Raw genomic sequence first — 16,042 nt, 5'->3', positions numbered from 1 at the left:
TTCCATGAACATGCAAGCTACGCTCGCGTGGCCGTTCTTCGAGCCTCGGCATCAGGACCTGCTGCGGCAGGCCGATGCCTGGCTGGAGGCGACGCCCGCCTGGACCGCGCCGCAAAGCCGGGCGGAGATGGACGAGCAATGCCGGCGCCTGGTGGCCGGCCTGGGCCAGGCGGGCCTGCTGGCTCACGCCGTGCCCGACCCGTTCGACGCCAGCGCCCGCATCGACACGCGCGCGGTCTGCCTGCTGCGCGACCGGCTGGCGCAACATGGCGCGCTGTTGGATTTCGCGTTCGCCATGCAGGGCCTGGGTTCGGCCGCCATTGCGCTGGACGGTACGCCCGCGCAGCGGCAACGGTATCTGGCTCCCGCCCGGGCAGGTCGCCGCATTGCGGCGTTCGCGCTGTCGGAGGCGCAGGCGGGTTCCGACGTGGGCGCCTTGTCGTGCGCGGCCAGGCAGGATGGCGACGCCTATGTCCTGGACGGCGAGAAAACCTGGATTTCCAACGGCGGCATCGCCGACCACTACGTCGTCTTTGCGCGCGATCCGCGCAGCGCCGGCGCCAAGGGGATATCGGCTTTCATCGTGGACGCGGATACGCCGGGACTGGAGATCGCGGAGCGCATCGACGTCCTATCCCCGCATCCGCTGGCCACCCTGAAGTTCACCGCCTGCCGTGTCGCGGGCGGGCAATCGCTGGGCGAGCCGGGGCAGGGCTTCAAGCTCGCGATGCGCACGCTGGATATCTTCCGGACCTCGGTGGGCGCGGCGGCGCTGGGCTTTTCGCGCCGGGCGCTGCAAGAGGCCACGCAGCATGCGCTGCAACGCGAGATGTTCGGCAAGACGCTGGCCGATTTCCAGCTGACCCAGGCCAGGCTGAGCCAGATGGCAACCCAGACCGACGCCTCGGCGCTGCTGGTCTATCGCGCCGCCTGGGCCCGCGATGCGGGGCAGGGTTCGTCACGCGATGCGGCCATGGCAAAGCTGGCCGCCACCGAGCATGCGCAGCAGGTGGTGGATGCCGCCTTGCAGATGCATGGCGGGTTGGGCGTGCGGACCGGGCACATCATGGAGCAGCTGTACCGCGACGTGCGGGCGCTGCGCATCTACGAGGGCGCGACCGAGGTCCAGCATCTGATCATTGGACGCGATCTGTTGCGCGAGGCGCGCGAGCGGTCAGTGCCGGCGGCAGCCCTCCAATCCACTCCAGGCCCGAACAGGGCAACCCCTAATCAGGAACGAGCATGACAGGCCCTTTGTCCGGTATGCGCGTCATAGACGCCAGTAACTTCGTGTTTGGACCGATGGCGACCCAGTTGCTTGCCGACATGGGCGCCGATGTGATCAAGATCGAGCCGCCGCAGGGCGACCCGATGCGCATGGTCGGCAAGTCGCGCAACGCCAGGATGGGATCGTTCTTCCTGAACCTGAACCGCGGCAAGCGCAGCGTGGTCCTGGACTTGAAAAATGCCGCCGACGTGGCGCGGCTGGACACATTGCTGGCCAGCGCCGACGTCTTCGTGCACAACATGCGGCCCGCAGCCGCCAGGCGCCTGGGCATAGACTACGACAGCCTGGCGCAGCGCCATCCACGGCTGGTCTATGCCGTGGCTCTCGGTTTTCACCAGGACGGCCGCTACGCCGAGCGCCCCGCCTATGACGACGTGATCCAGGGCATGAGCGGCGTGGCCGGCCTGCATGCCAGGATGTATGGCGAGCCGGGCTTCATTCCGATGCTGTTCACCGATAAGTTGTGCGGCGTCTATCTGGCGGGCGCCATCGCGTCGGCGCTGGTGGCGCGAGCCGCCAGCGGGAAAGGGCAGCAGGTGGAGGTTCCCATGTTCGAAACCATGGCCTCTTTCAATCTGGTCGAACATCTGGCCGACAGCATCTTCAGCGGCTCGGAGACGGCGGCCGCGCCGCGCGGCTATGAGCGGGTCTTCAGTCGCTACCACCGGCCCTTGAAGACCCGCGAGGGCCATGTCTGCCTGGTGGCCAACACGGACGGGCAGTGGCAGCGCTTGTTCGCCTTGCTGGGTCGGCCCGATTTGGCCGCCGACTCGCGGTTCCTGACCATGGGGGATCGTATCCGCCACGCCGAACCCTTGTACGAAGAAGTCAGCCGCAGCCTGCTGGAACGCGACGCGGCGGAATGGCTGGCGCTGTTCCTGGCGCACGACATTCCTGCGGGACCGGCCAACAATCTGGACGACTTGCTGCGCGATCCGCATCTGGCTGACGTAGGCTTCTTCGAGACCGTCGAGCACCCGACGGAAGGGGCGCTGCTTTGCGCGGCCACGCCGCTGCGGTTTTCGGCGAGCCCCAGAGCGTCCGCCGGCGCCGCGCCCGGGCTGGGCGAGCACAGCGCCGAACTGCTGGGCTAGGCGCTGCGCAGCTCGAAGTCACGGGTCATTCGGGCGGCTTCAGCCGCGACGGCACCTCGCCCACGTCGCTGCAGACCGCCAGCACTTCCGCGGGCTTCTTGCTCATCGACAGGTACACATGGCCGATGCTGCTGTCGAAGTAGGCGGTCTCCAGCTTGCCCAGCACGACGCTGTCGCCGTTTTCGAACTGGATGCGGACCTTGCCCGACAGCACCACCGCGAATTCCTGGCCCGGATGCCGGATGTAGTCCTCGAACTCGACCACCTTGCGCGAGTCGATGAGCGCCAGCATGGGCGTCATCTTCTTGCCGGGGTATTCGCCCATCAGCAGGCGGTAGTGGTAGTTCTCCGTGACGTAGTCGCGGGCGTCGCTGAGCTTGTTCTTGACGAAGGTCGGGGCGACGGCGGCCTGCGAGGCGTCCGGCAGCATGAACATGCGGGTCATGTCTATGCCCAGCGCGCCCGCCAGCGCGGCGAATTTCTCGTAGCTCAGGGCGATCTGCCCGAGCTCTGCTTTCGACAGCGTCGACACCGCGATGCCGCTGGCGCGGGACAGCGCCTGCAAGGTCATCTTGCGCGCCTTGCGCTCGGCCCGCAGGCGAGCGCCCATTTCTTCCTTGCCCACGATCTCGGGCGGGGCTGTAGTGCCGGGTAGGGCCATGTAGCGATCTGGCAGGTAGGAGTTGGTTGGGGGCAGGGCCCGCAAGCCCCGCCGCGTATGCCGGATTGTAAGGGCTGGCGGGGCTCAGGCTGCCGTCCGGTTGAGGACGCGGCCGGCGTGCTGGCCGGTGAAGGACTGGTCCTCCCAGACGGGCGCGCCGTTGACGTAGACCGAGTGGATGCCTGCGGCGCGCTCGGTGGGGCGCTCGAAGGTGGCCGAGTCGGCCACGGTGGCGGGGTCGAAGACCACCAGGTCGGCGTAGTAGCCGGGCAACACCTGGCCGCGCTCGGCCAGGCCGAACTTGGCGGCGGTCAGGCCGGTCATTTTCCAGACCGCGGTTTCCAGCGGGAACAGGCCCAGGTCGCGCGAGTAGTGGCCCAGTACGCGGGGGAAGGTACCCCACAGGCGCGGATGGGGGCGTTCGTCGTGGGGCAGGCCGTCGGACCCGATCATGGTGGGGCCGAACGCCAGGATGCGCTGCACGTCGGGCTCGTCCATCATGAAGTAGATGGCGCCGGCGGGTTGCAGCTCCGGCACCACGTCGTACTTGGACTTGCCGCGTTCGGCGGCGATTTCTTCCAGGTCGCGTCCACTCAGCTCGGGATAAGGCTTGCACCAGGTTATCAGCGTGCGGCCCGCCAGCAGCACGCGGTCTTGCTTGAGCATGGTGGAGCCGGCCACGTAGGGATAGGCGTCCAGCGACACGTCCTGGCTGGCCATGGCGGCCTCGATCAGGGCCAGCGTCTCTTTGGAGCGGCCGAAGTTGGGCTTGCCCATGACCTTGTGGTGCGAAATCACGACCGGCACGTCCAGTTCGCGGCCAATGCGGAAGGTTTCCTCCAGCGCCTCCACGATGTGCTCGCCTTCGTCGCGCATGTGGGTGGCGTAGACGCCGCCATGCGTGCCCAGCGGGCGGCAGACCTCGATGATTTCCTCGGTGCTGGCATGGGCGGCGGGCGGGTAGAACGCGCCGGTGGAGATGCCTATCGCGCCGCTGGCCAAAGCGTCGTCGGCCAGCGCCTGCATGGCCTGGATCTCTTCGGCCGTGGCTTCCCGCTTCAGGTCGGGCATGACGGCGGCGCGCAGGGTCGAATGGCCCACCATGCAGGCGGCGTTGACGGCCGGCGGCGCGGCGCGCAAGGCTTCCAGGTAGTCGGAGAAGCGCTCGAAGCGGAACGAGCCGCCCTCGTCCAGCAGATCCAGCGGCGCGGGCGGACTGGCATGCGCCAACGGCGCCAGGCTGATGCCGCAGTTGCCGGTGACCACGGTGGTGACGCCCTGCGAGATCTTGGGCGTCATGTCACGATGCCTGAGCAGATAGTTGTCGTCGTGCGTGTGCGAGTCGATGAAGCCCGGCGACACCACTTTGCCCGCCACGTCGATGCGGCGGCGGGTGCTGCTGGTGCTCAGGTTGCCGACGGCGGCGATCCGGTCGCCGCGCACGCCTACGTCGGCAAGCCGGCCCGGCGAGTTGGTGCCGTCGATGACGGTGCCGCCGGCAAGGATGTAGTCGAACGGGGTGGCGTCGGTCTGGGACATGGGTATCTCCGGCTAGGCGTGGATGGCGAAATGGCAGGCGACCTGCTGTTCGGGGGCGATCTGGCGGGGTTGCGGCGCTTCCTCGGCGCAGCGCGGCTGCGCCAGCGGGCAGCGGGTGCGGAAGGCGCAACCCGAGGGCGGCGACAGCGGGCTGGGGATCTCGCCCTTGAGGACTTCCACGGGCTTGCGTTCGCCCTGGCGGGCCGATGGCACCGCGGCCAGCAGAGCGCGGGTATAGGGGTGGGCGGGGCGTTCGAAGATGGCTTCGCGCGTGCCGGTCTCGACGATCTTGCCCAGGTACATCACGGCGACGCGGTGGCTGATGTGCCGCACCACACTCAGGTCGTGCGAAATGAAGACGTAGGTCAGCCCCAGGTCGCGTTGCAGGTCCATCAGCAGGTTGATGACTTGCGCCTGCACCGACACGTCCAGCGCCGACACCGGTTCGTCGCAGACGATCAGGCCCGGGTCCAGCGCCAGTGCGCGGGCGATAACGATGCGCTGGCGCTGGCCGCCGGAGAACTCGTGGGGATAGCGGTCGGCGGCATCCGGGCGCAGGCTGACGCGCGCCAGCAGCTGCGCGACGCGGTCGCGGATGGCGGCGCGGCCGTGGCCGAAGGCACGCAGCGGCTCGCCGATGATGTCGCGTACCCGCATGCGCGGGTTCATCGACGAGAACGGATCCTGGAAGATGAACTGCATGCGTTGGCGCATGGCGCGCAGTTCGCGGCTGTTCATGGCGGCCAGGTCGCGGCCTTCCAGCAGGATGCGGCCCTCGGTGGGATCGGTCAGGCGGATCAGGCATTTGCCGGTGGTGGACTTGCCGCAGCCGGATTCGCCCACCAGGCTCAGCGTCTGGCCGCGCGGCACCGACAGGGACACGCCGTCGACCGCGCGCAGCACCTTGGCGCCGCTGCCGCTGTCCACGGGGTAGTGCTTCTTCAAGCCGATGACTTCCAGCATGGGCGCAGCTTCGGCGGCGGGCGCGGCTACGGCGCTCGAAAGAGGAATGTCGTGCAGGTTCATGGCGGGCCTCAGGCGGTCAGGGCGGCGGGGGCGGGTTCGGCCGCGCGGGCCCAGCACCAGACGCGGTGGCGACTGCCGGTGTCGGCGGGGGGCGGCGCCTGCTCGGTGCAGCGCGGCTGCGCTTCCGGGCAGCGCGCCGCGAAGGCGCAACCACGCGACTCGGGCGTCATCACCGGCACGATGCCGGGCAACTCGGCCAGCCGCGCCGTGTGGTCCTGGCCTGCGGCAAAGTCGGGGAGGGAGCGGATCAGCGCCTGGGTGTAGGGATGCTGGGCGTGGTCCAGGATGTCGTCGACGTGGCCTTCCTCTACTTTGCGCCCGGCGTACATCACGATGACGCGCTGGCACATCTGCGCCACCACGCCCAGGTCATGGGTGATCAGCACGATGGAGGTGCCCAGCCGTTGCTGGATTTCCCGCAGCAGGTGCAGGATCTGCGCCTGGATGGTGACGTCCAGCGCGGTGGTGGGCTCGTCGGCGATCAGCACCTTGGGCTGGCAAGCCAGCGCCATGGCGATCATGGCGCGTTGGCGCATGCCGCCGGACAGTTGATAGGGATACTCGCGCACGCGGCGCGCCGGGTCGGATATCTGCACCAGTTCCAGCAGCGATTCGGCCTGCGCCATGGCCTCGCGCCGCGACAGGCCTTGGTGCAGTATGAGCGATTCGCTGATCTGCTTACCCACCGTGAACACGGGGTTCAGCGAGGTCATGGGTTCCTGGAAAATCATCGAGATCTGGTTGCCGCGGATCGCGCGCATGGCTTTTTCAGAAAGCCCCAGCAGATCCTGGCCGTCGAACTCGATGCGGCCGCCGGCCACGCGTCCGGGGGCGCGCAAGAGGCGCATGATGGACAGGGACGTGACGCTCTTGCCGCAGCCGGATTCGCCGACCAGGCCCAGGGTTTCGCCGGGCATCAGGTCGAAGGAGAGCCGGTCCACGGCGACTACCGTGGTTTCGTCGCCGTCGAAACAGGTGGTGAGGTCATGCACGCGCAAGACAGGTTGAGTTTGCATGTGCGCTCCTACAGTTTCTTGGCCAGGCGGGGATCGAGCATGTCGCGCAGCCCGTCGCCCACCAGATTGACGGCCAGGACGGCCACGCCCAGGAACAGGCCTGGATACAGGATGATGTGGAAGGCCACGGCCACGAAGTTGCGGCCTTCGGCCATGATGTTGCCCCAGCTGGGGATGTGGGGCGGTATGCCCACGCCCAGGAAGCTCAATACGGCTTCGGTCAGGATGGCGGATGCCGCGATGAAGGTGGCCTGCACCATCAGCGGCGCGAACAGGTTGGGCAGGATGTGGCGCAGCAGGATCGCGGGCACGCGCGTGCCGGACGAAATCGCGGCCTCGATATAAGGCTGCTCGCGTATCGTCAGCACCAGCGCCCGCACCAGCCGCACCACGCGCGGCACTTCGGGGATGACGATGGCAATGATCACGGTGCCCAGGCCGCCCTTCAGGGTGGCCATCAGGGCGATGGCCAGCAGTACCCCGGGTATGGCCATCAGGCCGTCCATGATGCGCATGATGAAGGCGTCGATGCGGCGGAAGTAGCCCGCCGCCATGCCCAGGGCCACGCCGGCGACGGTGGAGACCACCGCCACCACGATGCCGACCACCAGCGAGACGCGGGCGCCCCAGACGGTGCGGGAATAGACGTCGCGGCCCAGCGCGTCGGTGCCGAAGAAGTGTTCGGACGAAGGTGGCTTCATGCGCGCCAGCGGATTGATGTCCTGCGGGTCGACGGTGGCCAGCCAGGGCGCAGCCAGCGCGATCGCGGCCAGGGCCAGCAGGATGGCGCCGCCGATATACAGCATGGGATGGCGGCGCAGCGCGCGCAGGATGCGGCGGTGGCGCGGCCGCCGCGCGGGCAGGGACAGGGTGTCGGTAGTCATGCGTAGCCCCGGTTCAATAGCGGATGCGCGGATCGAAGAGCCGGTAGCTCAGGTCGACCAGCAGGTTGATCAGGACATAGATGCCCGAGGCCACCAGCAGCACGCCCTGGATGACGGGGTAGTCATGGCGCAGCACGGCATCGATGGTCAGGCGGCCCAGGCCGGGAATCGCGAACACGGTTTCCGTGACCACCACGCCGCCGATCAGCAGGGCCACGCCCACGCCGATGGTCGTGACGATGGGATTGGCGGCATTCTTCAGCGCATGCCACACGATGGGGCCCGCCGCCAGGCCCTTGGCGCGGGCAGTGCGGATGTAGTCCTCGGACAGGGCTTCCAGCATGGTGGCGCGCGTCATGCGCGTGAGCAGCGCCATATAGACCAGGCCCAGGGACAGACAGGGCAGCACCAGGTGGCGCAGGTAGGGCACCACGCCATCCGCCAGCGGCTTGTAGCCCTGCACCGGCAGCCAGCCCAGCTTGATCGAAAACCCATAGACCAGGCTGTAGCCGATCAGGAACACCGGCACCGAGAACGCGCAGACCGCGCCTATCATGACCAGCCGGTCCAGCCAGCGCCCCGCGTGCCAGGCCGCCAGCACGCCCAGCGGAATCGCCACGATCACCGCGAACAGCATGGTGAAGATGGCGATGGACAGCGTCGGCCCCATGCGCTGGCCGATCAGCTGCGAGACCGGCATCTGCGTCGACATGGACGTACCCAGGTCGCCGGTGGCGATGTGGCTGACCCAGATGCCGAACTGCTGCAGCAGCGGCTTGTCCAGCCCCAGGTTCTGGCGGATCTTCTCCACGTCGTCGGCGGTGGCGTTGTCGCCCGCGATCACGGCCGCGGGATCGCCCGGCGACAGATGGATCAGCAGGAACACCACGACCGCGACCACGGCCATGACAGGAATGACGGCCGCGATGCGGCGCAATATGTATTTCACGCTGGTTTCCCCCGGCTTGCGGCCGGACGCAAGCGGCGTCCGGCCCCTGCCTTACGGCTTCTCGATGTTCCACATCACCGGGATGCCGGTCTTCAGCAGTTCGGTGTGCGTGAGGCCGCGGAACGCGGACACGGGCTTGAACTCGCCCCACATGACGTAGGGCACGCTTTGGTAGGCGCGCGCCTGCATCTGCGCGGCGATGTCCTTGCGCTTGGCCGGGTCCGTTTCGCGGATCCAGCTGGTGCGCAGCGTGTCGAGCTCCTTGTCGCAGGGCCAGCCGGGCAGGCTGTTGCCGCAAGCGGCGGACATCCAGGGGTTGGTCACCGGCGTGCTGGCGTCGTAATAACCGCCCCAGGTCAGGAACACGTTCCAGCCGCCTTGCGCCGGCGGATCTTTCTTCAGGCGGCGTCCTGCCAGCGAGGCCCAGTCCATGGATTGCAGGTCGACGTTGATGCCGGCCTTCTTCATGTTCTGTGTCAGCACCATGACGGCGGGCGCGCTCAGGTGGTCCGTGGGATACAGGATCACGACCTTCTCGCCCTTGTAGCCGGCCTCCTGCAGCAACTGCTTGGCGCGCGCCGGATCGGTCTTGGCGTAGGGCGCCGCGCCCGCGTCGCTGGCCAGGGGCGAGCCGCAGACGAAGAGGCTGGGGCAATAGTCGACGCGGTATTTCTCCGGGTAACCCATGGCCGACAGCATTTCTTTCTGGTTCACCAGGTGGTACAGCGCCTGGCGCGCAAGCGGGTTGTCGAAGGGCGGATGCAGCGAATTTAGGATGACCATGCCCTGCGTCGCGACAGACGTGTTCAGGGTGATGTCCTTATTGGTTTCCAGGACGGGCAGAAAGTCGGGCGTGGTCTGTTCGATCATGTCGACTTCGCCGTTCATCAGGGCGGCGGTGGCCGTGTTGCCGTCGGGGATGTAGACCCATTCGACCCGGTCCACCTTGACGTTCTTGCCGCCCGCCAGGCCGTCGGCCGGTTCGGCGCGCGGCACGTAGGCCGGGTTCTTCACGTACACGACCTTGTTGCCCGGCACCCACTCGTCGCGCTTGAAGAGGAAGGGACCCGAGCCGACCATTTCGGTGACCTGGGTGTTCGGGTCCGTCATGGCCAGGCGCTTGGGCATGATGAAGGGCGGCATGCCGGAAGGCTTGGACAAGGCGTCCAGCACCAGGCCGAACGGCTCCTTGAGCGTCAGGGTGAAGGTGTTGTCGCCGGTGGCGGCGAGTTCGGCGCCGGCGGCCATCATGGCTTGGCCCAGCGTGTCCTTCTTGGCCCAGCGCTGGATCGACGCCACGCAGTCCTCGGCCTTGACCGGCGTGCCGTCGTTGAACTTCAGGCCGGCACGCAAGGTGAAGGTCCAGGTCTTGCCGTCCTCGGACGTGGTCCAGCTATCCACCATCTGCGGCTTGACCTGGCCGCGGCTGTCCTGCGAGAACAGGGTGTCGAACACCATGTAGCCGTGGTTGCGCGTGATGTAGGCCGTATTGAACAGCGGGTCCAGCGTCTTGAGGTCCGCGTGCGGCACCAGGCGCAGGGTCTTGGTCTGCGCCAGCGCGCCGGTGGCGGCTCCCATGGCCAGCAGGGCGGCTGCGCCCAGCAAACTGAAACGTCTGATCATTGTTATCCCCTTGGTTATTCCTGCGCCCATGCCGGGCGGTGATGGATCGCGCCTCAGGCCGTGAACGGCCACTTCGGCAATTTGCGCTTGGTGTAGGGCAGCGCGTTGTAGTCGGTCGTGATGGCGCCCGGCGTCTCCACGTAGATGACGTGGCGGCCAACCTTCGAATACGAGGCGTAGAAGTGCTGCGACGATTTCACGATGACGAGCTTCATGGCCTGCAGGTCCACGCCGAATTGCGTGAACAGGTCGGTGCCCATGGCCTGGGTGCGGTTGGTGGTCAGCGCGAGGGTCACGCCCTGGCTGCGCACGATGGCGGTGTCGCCCAGCAGCGCGGGCGTGCCGGCCAGTCCAGTCATGACGGCATCGCGCTTGAGCGCCAGGATTTCGCAGTCCAGGTCCAGCGGCTGGCCGGACACTGGCGCGACCTTGCCGCCGATGCGCAGCTGGATGCGCGCGCCCGCGCCGGCCTCGAAACAGAGCTGCACGGCCACCGGGTCCCAGAACGGGCCGGTGGCGACGTCGCTGATGCCGCGCGCCAGCACGCGCTCCAGGATGAAGGTGGCGTCGCTGGGCGCGCCGCCGCCGGCGTTGTCGGCGGAATCCGCCAGCACCACCGGAAAGTCGTTCAGCGCCAGCGCCTGGTCCAGCGCTTCGTCGGCGCCGGGATAAGGCGGCGCCAATTTTTCGCGAAAGCCGATGATCTCTTCGCCCAGCGCGCGCGCCAGGGCTTCGGCCTGGGCCTGGTCGCCGTCGGTGTAGACCAGCACCTTGGAACCCATGTCGGGCGTGTCGCCCCAGGGGAAGCCATGCGCGATGGATACCGACAGCACGCCTTCCTTGCCCTCCATGGCGAGCAGGCGGTCCACGAAGCTGCGCATGGGTTCGCGGCTGGTGTGCATGATGGAAATCATCTCGCAGTCGTATACGGCGCGCGTGGGTTTGATGCGGCCTTCGGCCCGGGCCACGCACAGGTCCACCAGGTCGTAGGCGCGTTCCAGGATGTCGGTGTGCGGATACTCCTTGAAGCAGACCAGGAAGTCGGCGCTTTCCACCATGTCTGCCGTCATGTGGCAATGCGGATCCAGTTCGGCGCCGATCACGGCATCGGGACCGACGATCTCGCGCGCGCGGCGCAGCAGGTCGCCTTCGCAATCGTCATAGCCGTCGGCCACCATGGCGCCGTGCAGGCCGAACAGGGCGATGTCGACCTTGCCCGCGCGGCGCAAATCGTCGAGCAGTTCGTCGCGCAGGGTTTCGTAGGCGTGGCGGGTGGTGATGCCGGCCGGCGTCGCGCCCGCGGTCAGACCCTCTATCAGGGTCCAGTCCTTGCCCTGCGCGCGCTGGCGCGCCGCCCACAGCGGTCCCGAGAACATCTGCATGCGGTCCGGATGCTGGCCCGCGGGGTAATAGCCGCGAGCCCGGTAGGCGGACAGCCCGGTCGGGATGGGAGAGAAGGTGTTCGTCTCGGTCGCCAGGGACCCGGAAAATATTTTCATGCTGCCGCTCCGCGTAAGGGTGTGCTCAGGGGGGCGCAGGCGTTGCCGCGAGCGCGAGGGAAAGGCCGCACCGCCCGGCATCGGCCCGGCGGCGTCAAGCAATCGAACCGGCCCGCGTTGCGGGCTCAGGCTTCGGACACGGGGCCCGGCGTGTAGCCGCCGTGGGTCGCCGCCGCGCCCAGCCAGGCCTGCACTTCGATCTCCACGTCCACGCCCATGGCCAGCTTGGCCTCGACCGTCGAGCGCGAGGGGAAGTCGGAGGAAAAATGACTGCGGTAGGCGTCGTTGAACTGTGCGAACAGTTCCAGGTCCGTCAGCCACACCGTGACGCGCACCACGTCCTTGAGCGTGGCGCCGGCCAAGGCCAGCGTTTCCTTGATGCGCTCGATGGCGGCATGGGTCTGGACGGTGATGTCGCCGCGCACGACCTGGCCGTTGGCGTCCATCGGGATCTGGCCCGACAGGAACAAAAAGCCGCCGGCCTGGGTGGCGCGGGAGAACGGCAGGGGCAGGGGGCTGGGATAACGGGCTATGGTGGTCATGATGGACTCTCGCAGGCAAGGGGGAGGTTCAGCGCAGGCGCGCGGGACGCACGGCTTCGGCGTCCACGCCGTGCGCATGCAGATGGGCCGGCAGCGGCTGGCGCGTGAGCAGCGCAGCGGCCAGTTCGGAGGTCGCCGCAGCCGTCTGGATACCATAGCCGCCTTGCGCCGCCAGCCAGAAGAAGGCGGGCGCATCGGCGTCCCAGCCGACCACGAAATCGCCGTCGCGCACAAAGGAGCGCAGGCCGGCCCAGGTGTGCTTGGGGCGGCGGATGGTGAGCGAGGTCGCGGTTTCGATGCGGTAGATGCCGGTGGCCACGTCCAGTTCTTCCGGCACCACGTCGTGCGCGGCGACCGGATCGGCGTTGGCCGGAGAACCCAGCAACTGGCCGGCGTCGGGCTTGAAGTAATAGCTTTCGTCGACCCCGACCACCGCCGGCCAATGGGCAAAGTCCACGTCCGGCGGACCGGAGAACGTAAAGGCGGTGCGCCGGCACGGCTGCAGGCCGACCGGCGAGGCGCCGCAGAGGGCCGCGGCGTGGTCCGCCCAGGCACCGGCGGCGTTGACCAGCGCCCGCGCCCGCAGGCTGCGGCCGTCGGCCAAGGTCAGCGTCCAGACGCCGTCCGCGTGCGCGGCCGACACGACTTCGGCTTGGTTGTGCAGCACCGCGCCCTGGCGCGTCATGCCGCGCAGGAACCCCTGATGCAGGGCATGCACGTCGATGTCGCGGGCGTCCGGTTCCTCGATGGCGCCGCAGATCTGCTCGCCGCGCAGGCAGGGCACGCGTTCGACGGCCTGGGCGGCGTCGATCAGCGTCACATTGGGCGATTGGCTGCGGAAATCGTCGTACACCTCGCGTAGCAGGTCCTGCTGCTCGGGCGTGGCGATGTACAGCACGCCGCGCGGGCTGAGCAGCGGATGCTCGCTGAAGCCCTGCGGCGGATTTTCGTAGAAGGCGCGGCTGGCGCGGGTGAGCGCCTTGATCTGGGCCGTGCCGTAGGTTTCCATGAACATGGCCGCGGACCGGCCGGTGGAGTGGTAGCCCGGCTGGGCCTCGCGTTCCAACACGGCGACCGAGGCCGTGGCGCTCAGGCGGTAGGCCACGGAAGCGCCGGCGATGCCGGCGCCGATCACGGCGTAATCGTATAGGGGTTCTGCTGTCATTTTGTCGGAAGCGAGAATTCTCTTATTTGATAATTCTCGAATACGATAGTTTTTTGACGGCAGACAAGTAATAGGGGAAAGCCCCGATAGAGGAGCTCAGGGGGTCAGGTCAAGCGTGTGCCGTTGGGAACCTGGTCGTCCGGCACCGCCAGCACGATGCCGCCGGTTTCGTCCGCGAAACCCAGCACCAGCACCTCGGATTTCATTGGCCCGATCTGGCGCGGCGGGAAATTCACCACCGCCATGACCCGCTTGCCGGCCAGTTCTTCCAACGTGTAGCGCGCCGTGATCTGCGCCGAACTTTTCCGGATGCCCACGCCCGCGCCGAAATCTATCGTCAGTTTGTAGGCGGGCTTGCGCGCCTCGGGAAAGGCCTGCGCCGATTGGATCGTGCCGATGCGGATGTCGACCTTGAGGAAGTCGTCAAAGCCGATGTCCGCGGCGGCTGGGCTGTTCGGGTCCTGGATGTAGTGCACGCTGAGTCCTTTATTTGGGCTGTCTCTTGTCTGGCACCGAGCCGATTTGGTTCATGAACAGAACAGTTTGTTCTGCTTGATAGGGTGTTTTTTTGGCTCTGGTACGTATTCGGAACAATCGTGGGTCGTTAGAATTCCTCAAGCATTTTCCCCTATCTACTCGTCGGAAGGCCATATCGCCATGAGCAACGCATATCTGGACGCCCTCAAGCAGCGTCGCACGCAGTATTCGCTGGGCCGCAACCTGTCGATCTCCAAGGAGGAACTGACCTCCCTGATCCAGGACGCAATCAAGCACAGCCCCTCGTCGTTCAATTCGCAAAGCTCGCGCGCCGTGATCCTGTTCGGCGCCGAGAGCGAAAAGCTCTGGAACATCGCCATCGACGAAGTGCGCAAGGTCGCGCCGGCCGAGAGCTTCGCCCAGACCGAAGCCAAGCTCAAGAGCTTCGCCGCGGGCGTGGGCACCGTGCTGTTCTACGAGGACCAGGGCGTGGTGCAGGGCCTGCAGGAAAAATTCGCGCTGTACGCGGACAACTTCCCGGTCTGGTCCGAGCAGGCGGGCGGCATGGCCCAACTGTCGGTCTGGAGCACCCTGGCCAACGCCGGCGTGGGCGCCAGCCTGCAGCACTACAACCCGCTGATCGACGGCCCTGTCGCGCGTGAATGGAACGTTCCGGCCTACTGGAAGCTGCGCGCGCAGATGCCGTTCGGCTCCAACGAAAACGGCTTCGGCGAAAAGGCGTTCATGGACGACGCTGAGCGTTTCCGCGTAGCCGGCTGAGGTGTTGGCGCGCCCTCAACGGCGCCCAAATGAAAAGCCCGCATTTCCCATCGGGAAATGCGGGCTTTGTTTTTCGGCGCGCCTGCAGCCGGGTTCGTCCGCAGGGGCGATGGAGGACGTCAGAGAATGACGCCTCCCGCCGAATCTATCTTCTGATCGGACTTCGGCGGCGTGGCTCGTTTGGGCGGTGTTTTCTTGGCCGGCTGGGCGGGCGGGGCGGCCATGCGGGCAATCGAGCCCTTGGCAATGGATTCCAATTGGCCGTTTACCACGGCGCCATAGGCCACTTTCGCCTTGATTTCGCCGATCTTGATCGAGGCCACCTTTTCTTCGGTTGCGCCGAGTTTCTCGCCGGTGTCGGGATCGACCAGTTCCTCGCCAGTGGCGTAGATGTCGTATACCTGGCCTTCGTTCACGCTGCCCATGCCGCGGTTGATGATCACGCGGCCGTTCTGCACTGCCACGACTTTGGCCGGGTTCACGATCTCAATGATGTCGCCGACCATCTTGCCTTGGAATTGTTCCATTGCCGCGCTGATCTTGTTGCCGCCCGAGGCAAACGAGGCCGAGTCCGACCACTTCACGGCGCGGGTCGCAGCCTCGACCAGGGTGTAGCGTACTGAGGCGCGGGTGGCTTGCGAGACTTCGCGGGTGGATTCGCCGGTGAGCTCGACGTTGTTTTCCTGGACCCGGGTCGAAACGCTGGCTTGCGTCAGGTCGATGATCAACAGGAAATCCGCCCCTGCCGCCTGGCCCAGACGGGCGCGCTGCTGGTCGGATACGTTGTCGCTGGCCAGGAAGTCGTTTTCCTTTTCGAAGGCGGCGTCATTGCTGCGGTCCAGAACGGTGAAGCGTCCGCTCTTGACCAGCTTGTCGGTAACCGATTGGCGCATGTCCGCCGACAGGGCGCTGCGGCGCAACTTGCCGGTCGTGACGATGGCGATGCTGTCGCGTTCCAGCTTGGGAGATTTTGCCTGGTACTCGAACTTCTCGATCGTTACCGACAATTCGACCATGCAGCCTTTGCTGCCGCCGCACTCCTGCTTGGTCACCGAGTAACCTTTCACCTTGCCCTGCGCGCGCACGTCATTCGTGCTGCCGACGCCTGCCTCGACCGTCGTCTTGCTGGACGCCTGGGCTTGCGCCGAGGCGCTGGCATTGAGGGTTTGCTCGTTGTTGGTGACCGTATCCTTGATCAAGCCGCTGTCCGTGTTCTGCTCGGTGCGCTTGGCGTCGAGTTCAGCCGAGGCCTGGCCTTCGGCATCCCGTTTGACCTGTACGTAGGCCTTCGGGCTGGCCGAGCGCGTTGCAACGGCGGCGCCATTGACTTGCTTGATGGCATTGCCCAGGGCCGATTCGACGGCCTGCTCGAAGGTGTCGCCGTACCCGACCGCGGGCACCGTGACATCTTCGGCGCTTGCCGCGTGGGCGACGCAGAACACTGCCGCGCCCAAAATCCACTTCTTCATCATGAATCTGCTCTCGAAAAAAAGACCGCC

15 protein-coding genes are annotated in these 16,042 nt (G+C 66.8%); 3 read left to right on the top strand and 12 right to left on the bottom strand.

Features of this window, described 5'->3' with window-relative positions; translation table 11 throughout:
- Positions 1-4 precede the first annotated feature (4 nt).
- Together AC3WOB_RS10635 and AC3WOB_RS10630 are read left to right on the top strand one after the other, a co-directional pair.
- Positions 5-1,246, top strand: a complete 1,242-nt coding sequence (locus AC3WOB_RS10635; RefSeq protein ID WP_492274943.1) for an acyl-CoA dehydrogenase family protein — start codon at positions 5-7, stop codon at positions 1,244-1,246.
- Entirely contained in the window at positions 1,243-2,382 is a 1,140-nt protein-coding gene (locus AC3WOB_RS10630; protein ID WP_492274942.1) for a CaiB/BaiF CoA transferase family protein, read from the top strand. Before AC3WOB_RS10635 ends, AC3WOB_RS10630 begins: the two co-directional genes overlap by 4 nt.
- A gap of 25 nt (positions 2,383-2,407) precedes the next feature.
- Here the strand turns inward: AC3WOB_RS10630 and AC3WOB_RS10625 are convergent, their stop codons facing one another.
- From AC3WOB_RS10625 to AC3WOB_RS10575, 11 genes are all read right to left on the bottom strand, one after another.
- Positions 2,408-3,043 carry a helix-turn-helix domain-containing protein gene (locus AC3WOB_RS10625; RefSeq protein ID WP_492274941.1) on the bottom strand — a complete coding sequence of 212 codons (636 nt, stop codon included), beginning with the start codon at positions 3,041-3,043 and terminating at the stop codon, positions 2,408-2,410.
- An 84-nt stretch (positions 3,044-3,127) separates the two neighbouring features.
- Positions 3,128-4,582 carry an N-acyl-D-amino-acid deacylase family protein gene (locus tag AC3WOB_RS10620; protein WP_492274940.1) on the bottom strand — a complete coding sequence of 485 codons (1,455 nt, stop codon included), beginning with the start codon at positions 4,580-4,582 and terminating at the stop codon, positions 3,128-3,130.
- A gap of 12 nt (positions 4,583-4,594) precedes the next feature.
- Complete coding sequence (locus AC3WOB_RS10615) at positions 4,595-5,608, bottom strand: ABC transporter ATP-binding protein (protein ID WP_492274939.1); 1,014 nt, start codon at positions 5,606-5,608, stop codon at positions 4,595-4,597.
- An 8-nt stretch (positions 5,609-5,616) separates the two neighbouring features.
- Positions 5,617-6,624 (bottom strand): ABC transporter ATP-binding protein, encoded by a 1,008-nt coding sequence (locus AC3WOB_RS10610; RefSeq protein WP_492274938.1) that lies wholly within the window; start codon positions 6,622-6,624, stop codon positions 5,617-5,619.
- A gap of 8 nt (positions 6,625-6,632) precedes the next feature.
- Complete coding sequence (locus AC3WOB_RS10605) at positions 6,633-7,508, bottom strand: ABC transporter permease (RefSeq protein ID WP_013391995.1); 876 nt, start codon at positions 7,506-7,508, stop codon at positions 6,633-6,635.
- Between the two features lie 13 nt (positions 7,509-7,521).
- Positions 7,522-8,457: an ABC transporter permease gene (locus AC3WOB_RS10600; RefSeq protein ID WP_013391996.1), complete on the bottom strand. Its 936-nt coding sequence runs from the start codon at positions 8,455-8,457 to the stop codon at positions 7,522-7,524.
- A gap of 51 nt (positions 8,458-8,508) precedes the next feature.
- Complete coding sequence (locus AC3WOB_RS10595) at positions 8,509-10,080, bottom strand: ABC transporter substrate-binding protein (RefSeq protein WP_492274937.1); 1,572 nt, start codon at positions 10,078-10,080, stop codon at positions 8,509-8,511.
- Between the two features lie 53 nt (positions 10,081-10,133).
- Positions 10,134-11,579 (bottom strand): M81 family metallopeptidase, encoded by a 1,446-nt coding sequence (locus tag AC3WOB_RS10590; protein ID WP_492274936.1) that lies wholly within the window; start codon positions 11,577-11,579, stop codon positions 10,134-10,136.
- Between the two features lie 125 nt (positions 11,580-11,704).
- Complete coding sequence (locus tag AC3WOB_RS10585; protein WP_013391999.1) at positions 11,705-12,121, bottom strand: RidA family protein; 417 nt, start codon at positions 12,119-12,121, stop codon at positions 11,705-11,707.
- Positions 12,122-12,149: 28 nt separating this feature from the next.
- Positions 12,150-13,286, bottom strand: a complete 1,137-nt coding sequence (locus AC3WOB_RS10580) for an NAD(P)/FAD-dependent oxidoreductase (RefSeq protein WP_492274935.1) — start codon at positions 13,284-13,286, stop codon at positions 12,150-12,152.
- A 104-nt stretch (positions 13,287-13,390) separates the two neighbouring features.
- Positions 13,391-13,762, bottom strand: a complete 372-nt coding sequence (locus AC3WOB_RS10575) for a tRNA-binding protein (protein ID WP_013392001.1) — start codon at positions 13,760-13,762, stop codon at positions 13,391-13,393.
- 181 nt (positions 13,763-13,943) lie between these two features.
- Here AC3WOB_RS10575 and AC3WOB_RS10570 point away from each other — a divergent pair, with 181 nt between their 5' ends.
- Positions 13,944-14,543 (top strand): nitroreductase family protein, encoded by a 600-nt coding sequence (locus AC3WOB_RS10570; RefSeq protein ID WP_492274934.1) that lies wholly within the window; start codon positions 13,944-13,946, stop codon positions 14,541-14,543.
- 119 nt (positions 14,544-14,662) lie between these two features.
- Here the strand turns inward: AC3WOB_RS10570 and AC3WOB_RS10565 are convergent, their stop codons facing one another.
- Entirely contained in the window at positions 14,663-16,012 is a 1,350-nt protein-coding gene (locus AC3WOB_RS10565; protein WP_492274933.1) for a CsgG/HfaB family protein, read from the bottom strand.
- Between the last annotated feature and the right edge of the window lie 30 nt (positions 16,013-16,042).

This window comes from Achromobacter sp. FW305-C-30-7 (assembly GCF_058783105.1).
This window is presented reverse-complemented; position numbering and strand designations above follow the sequence as displayed.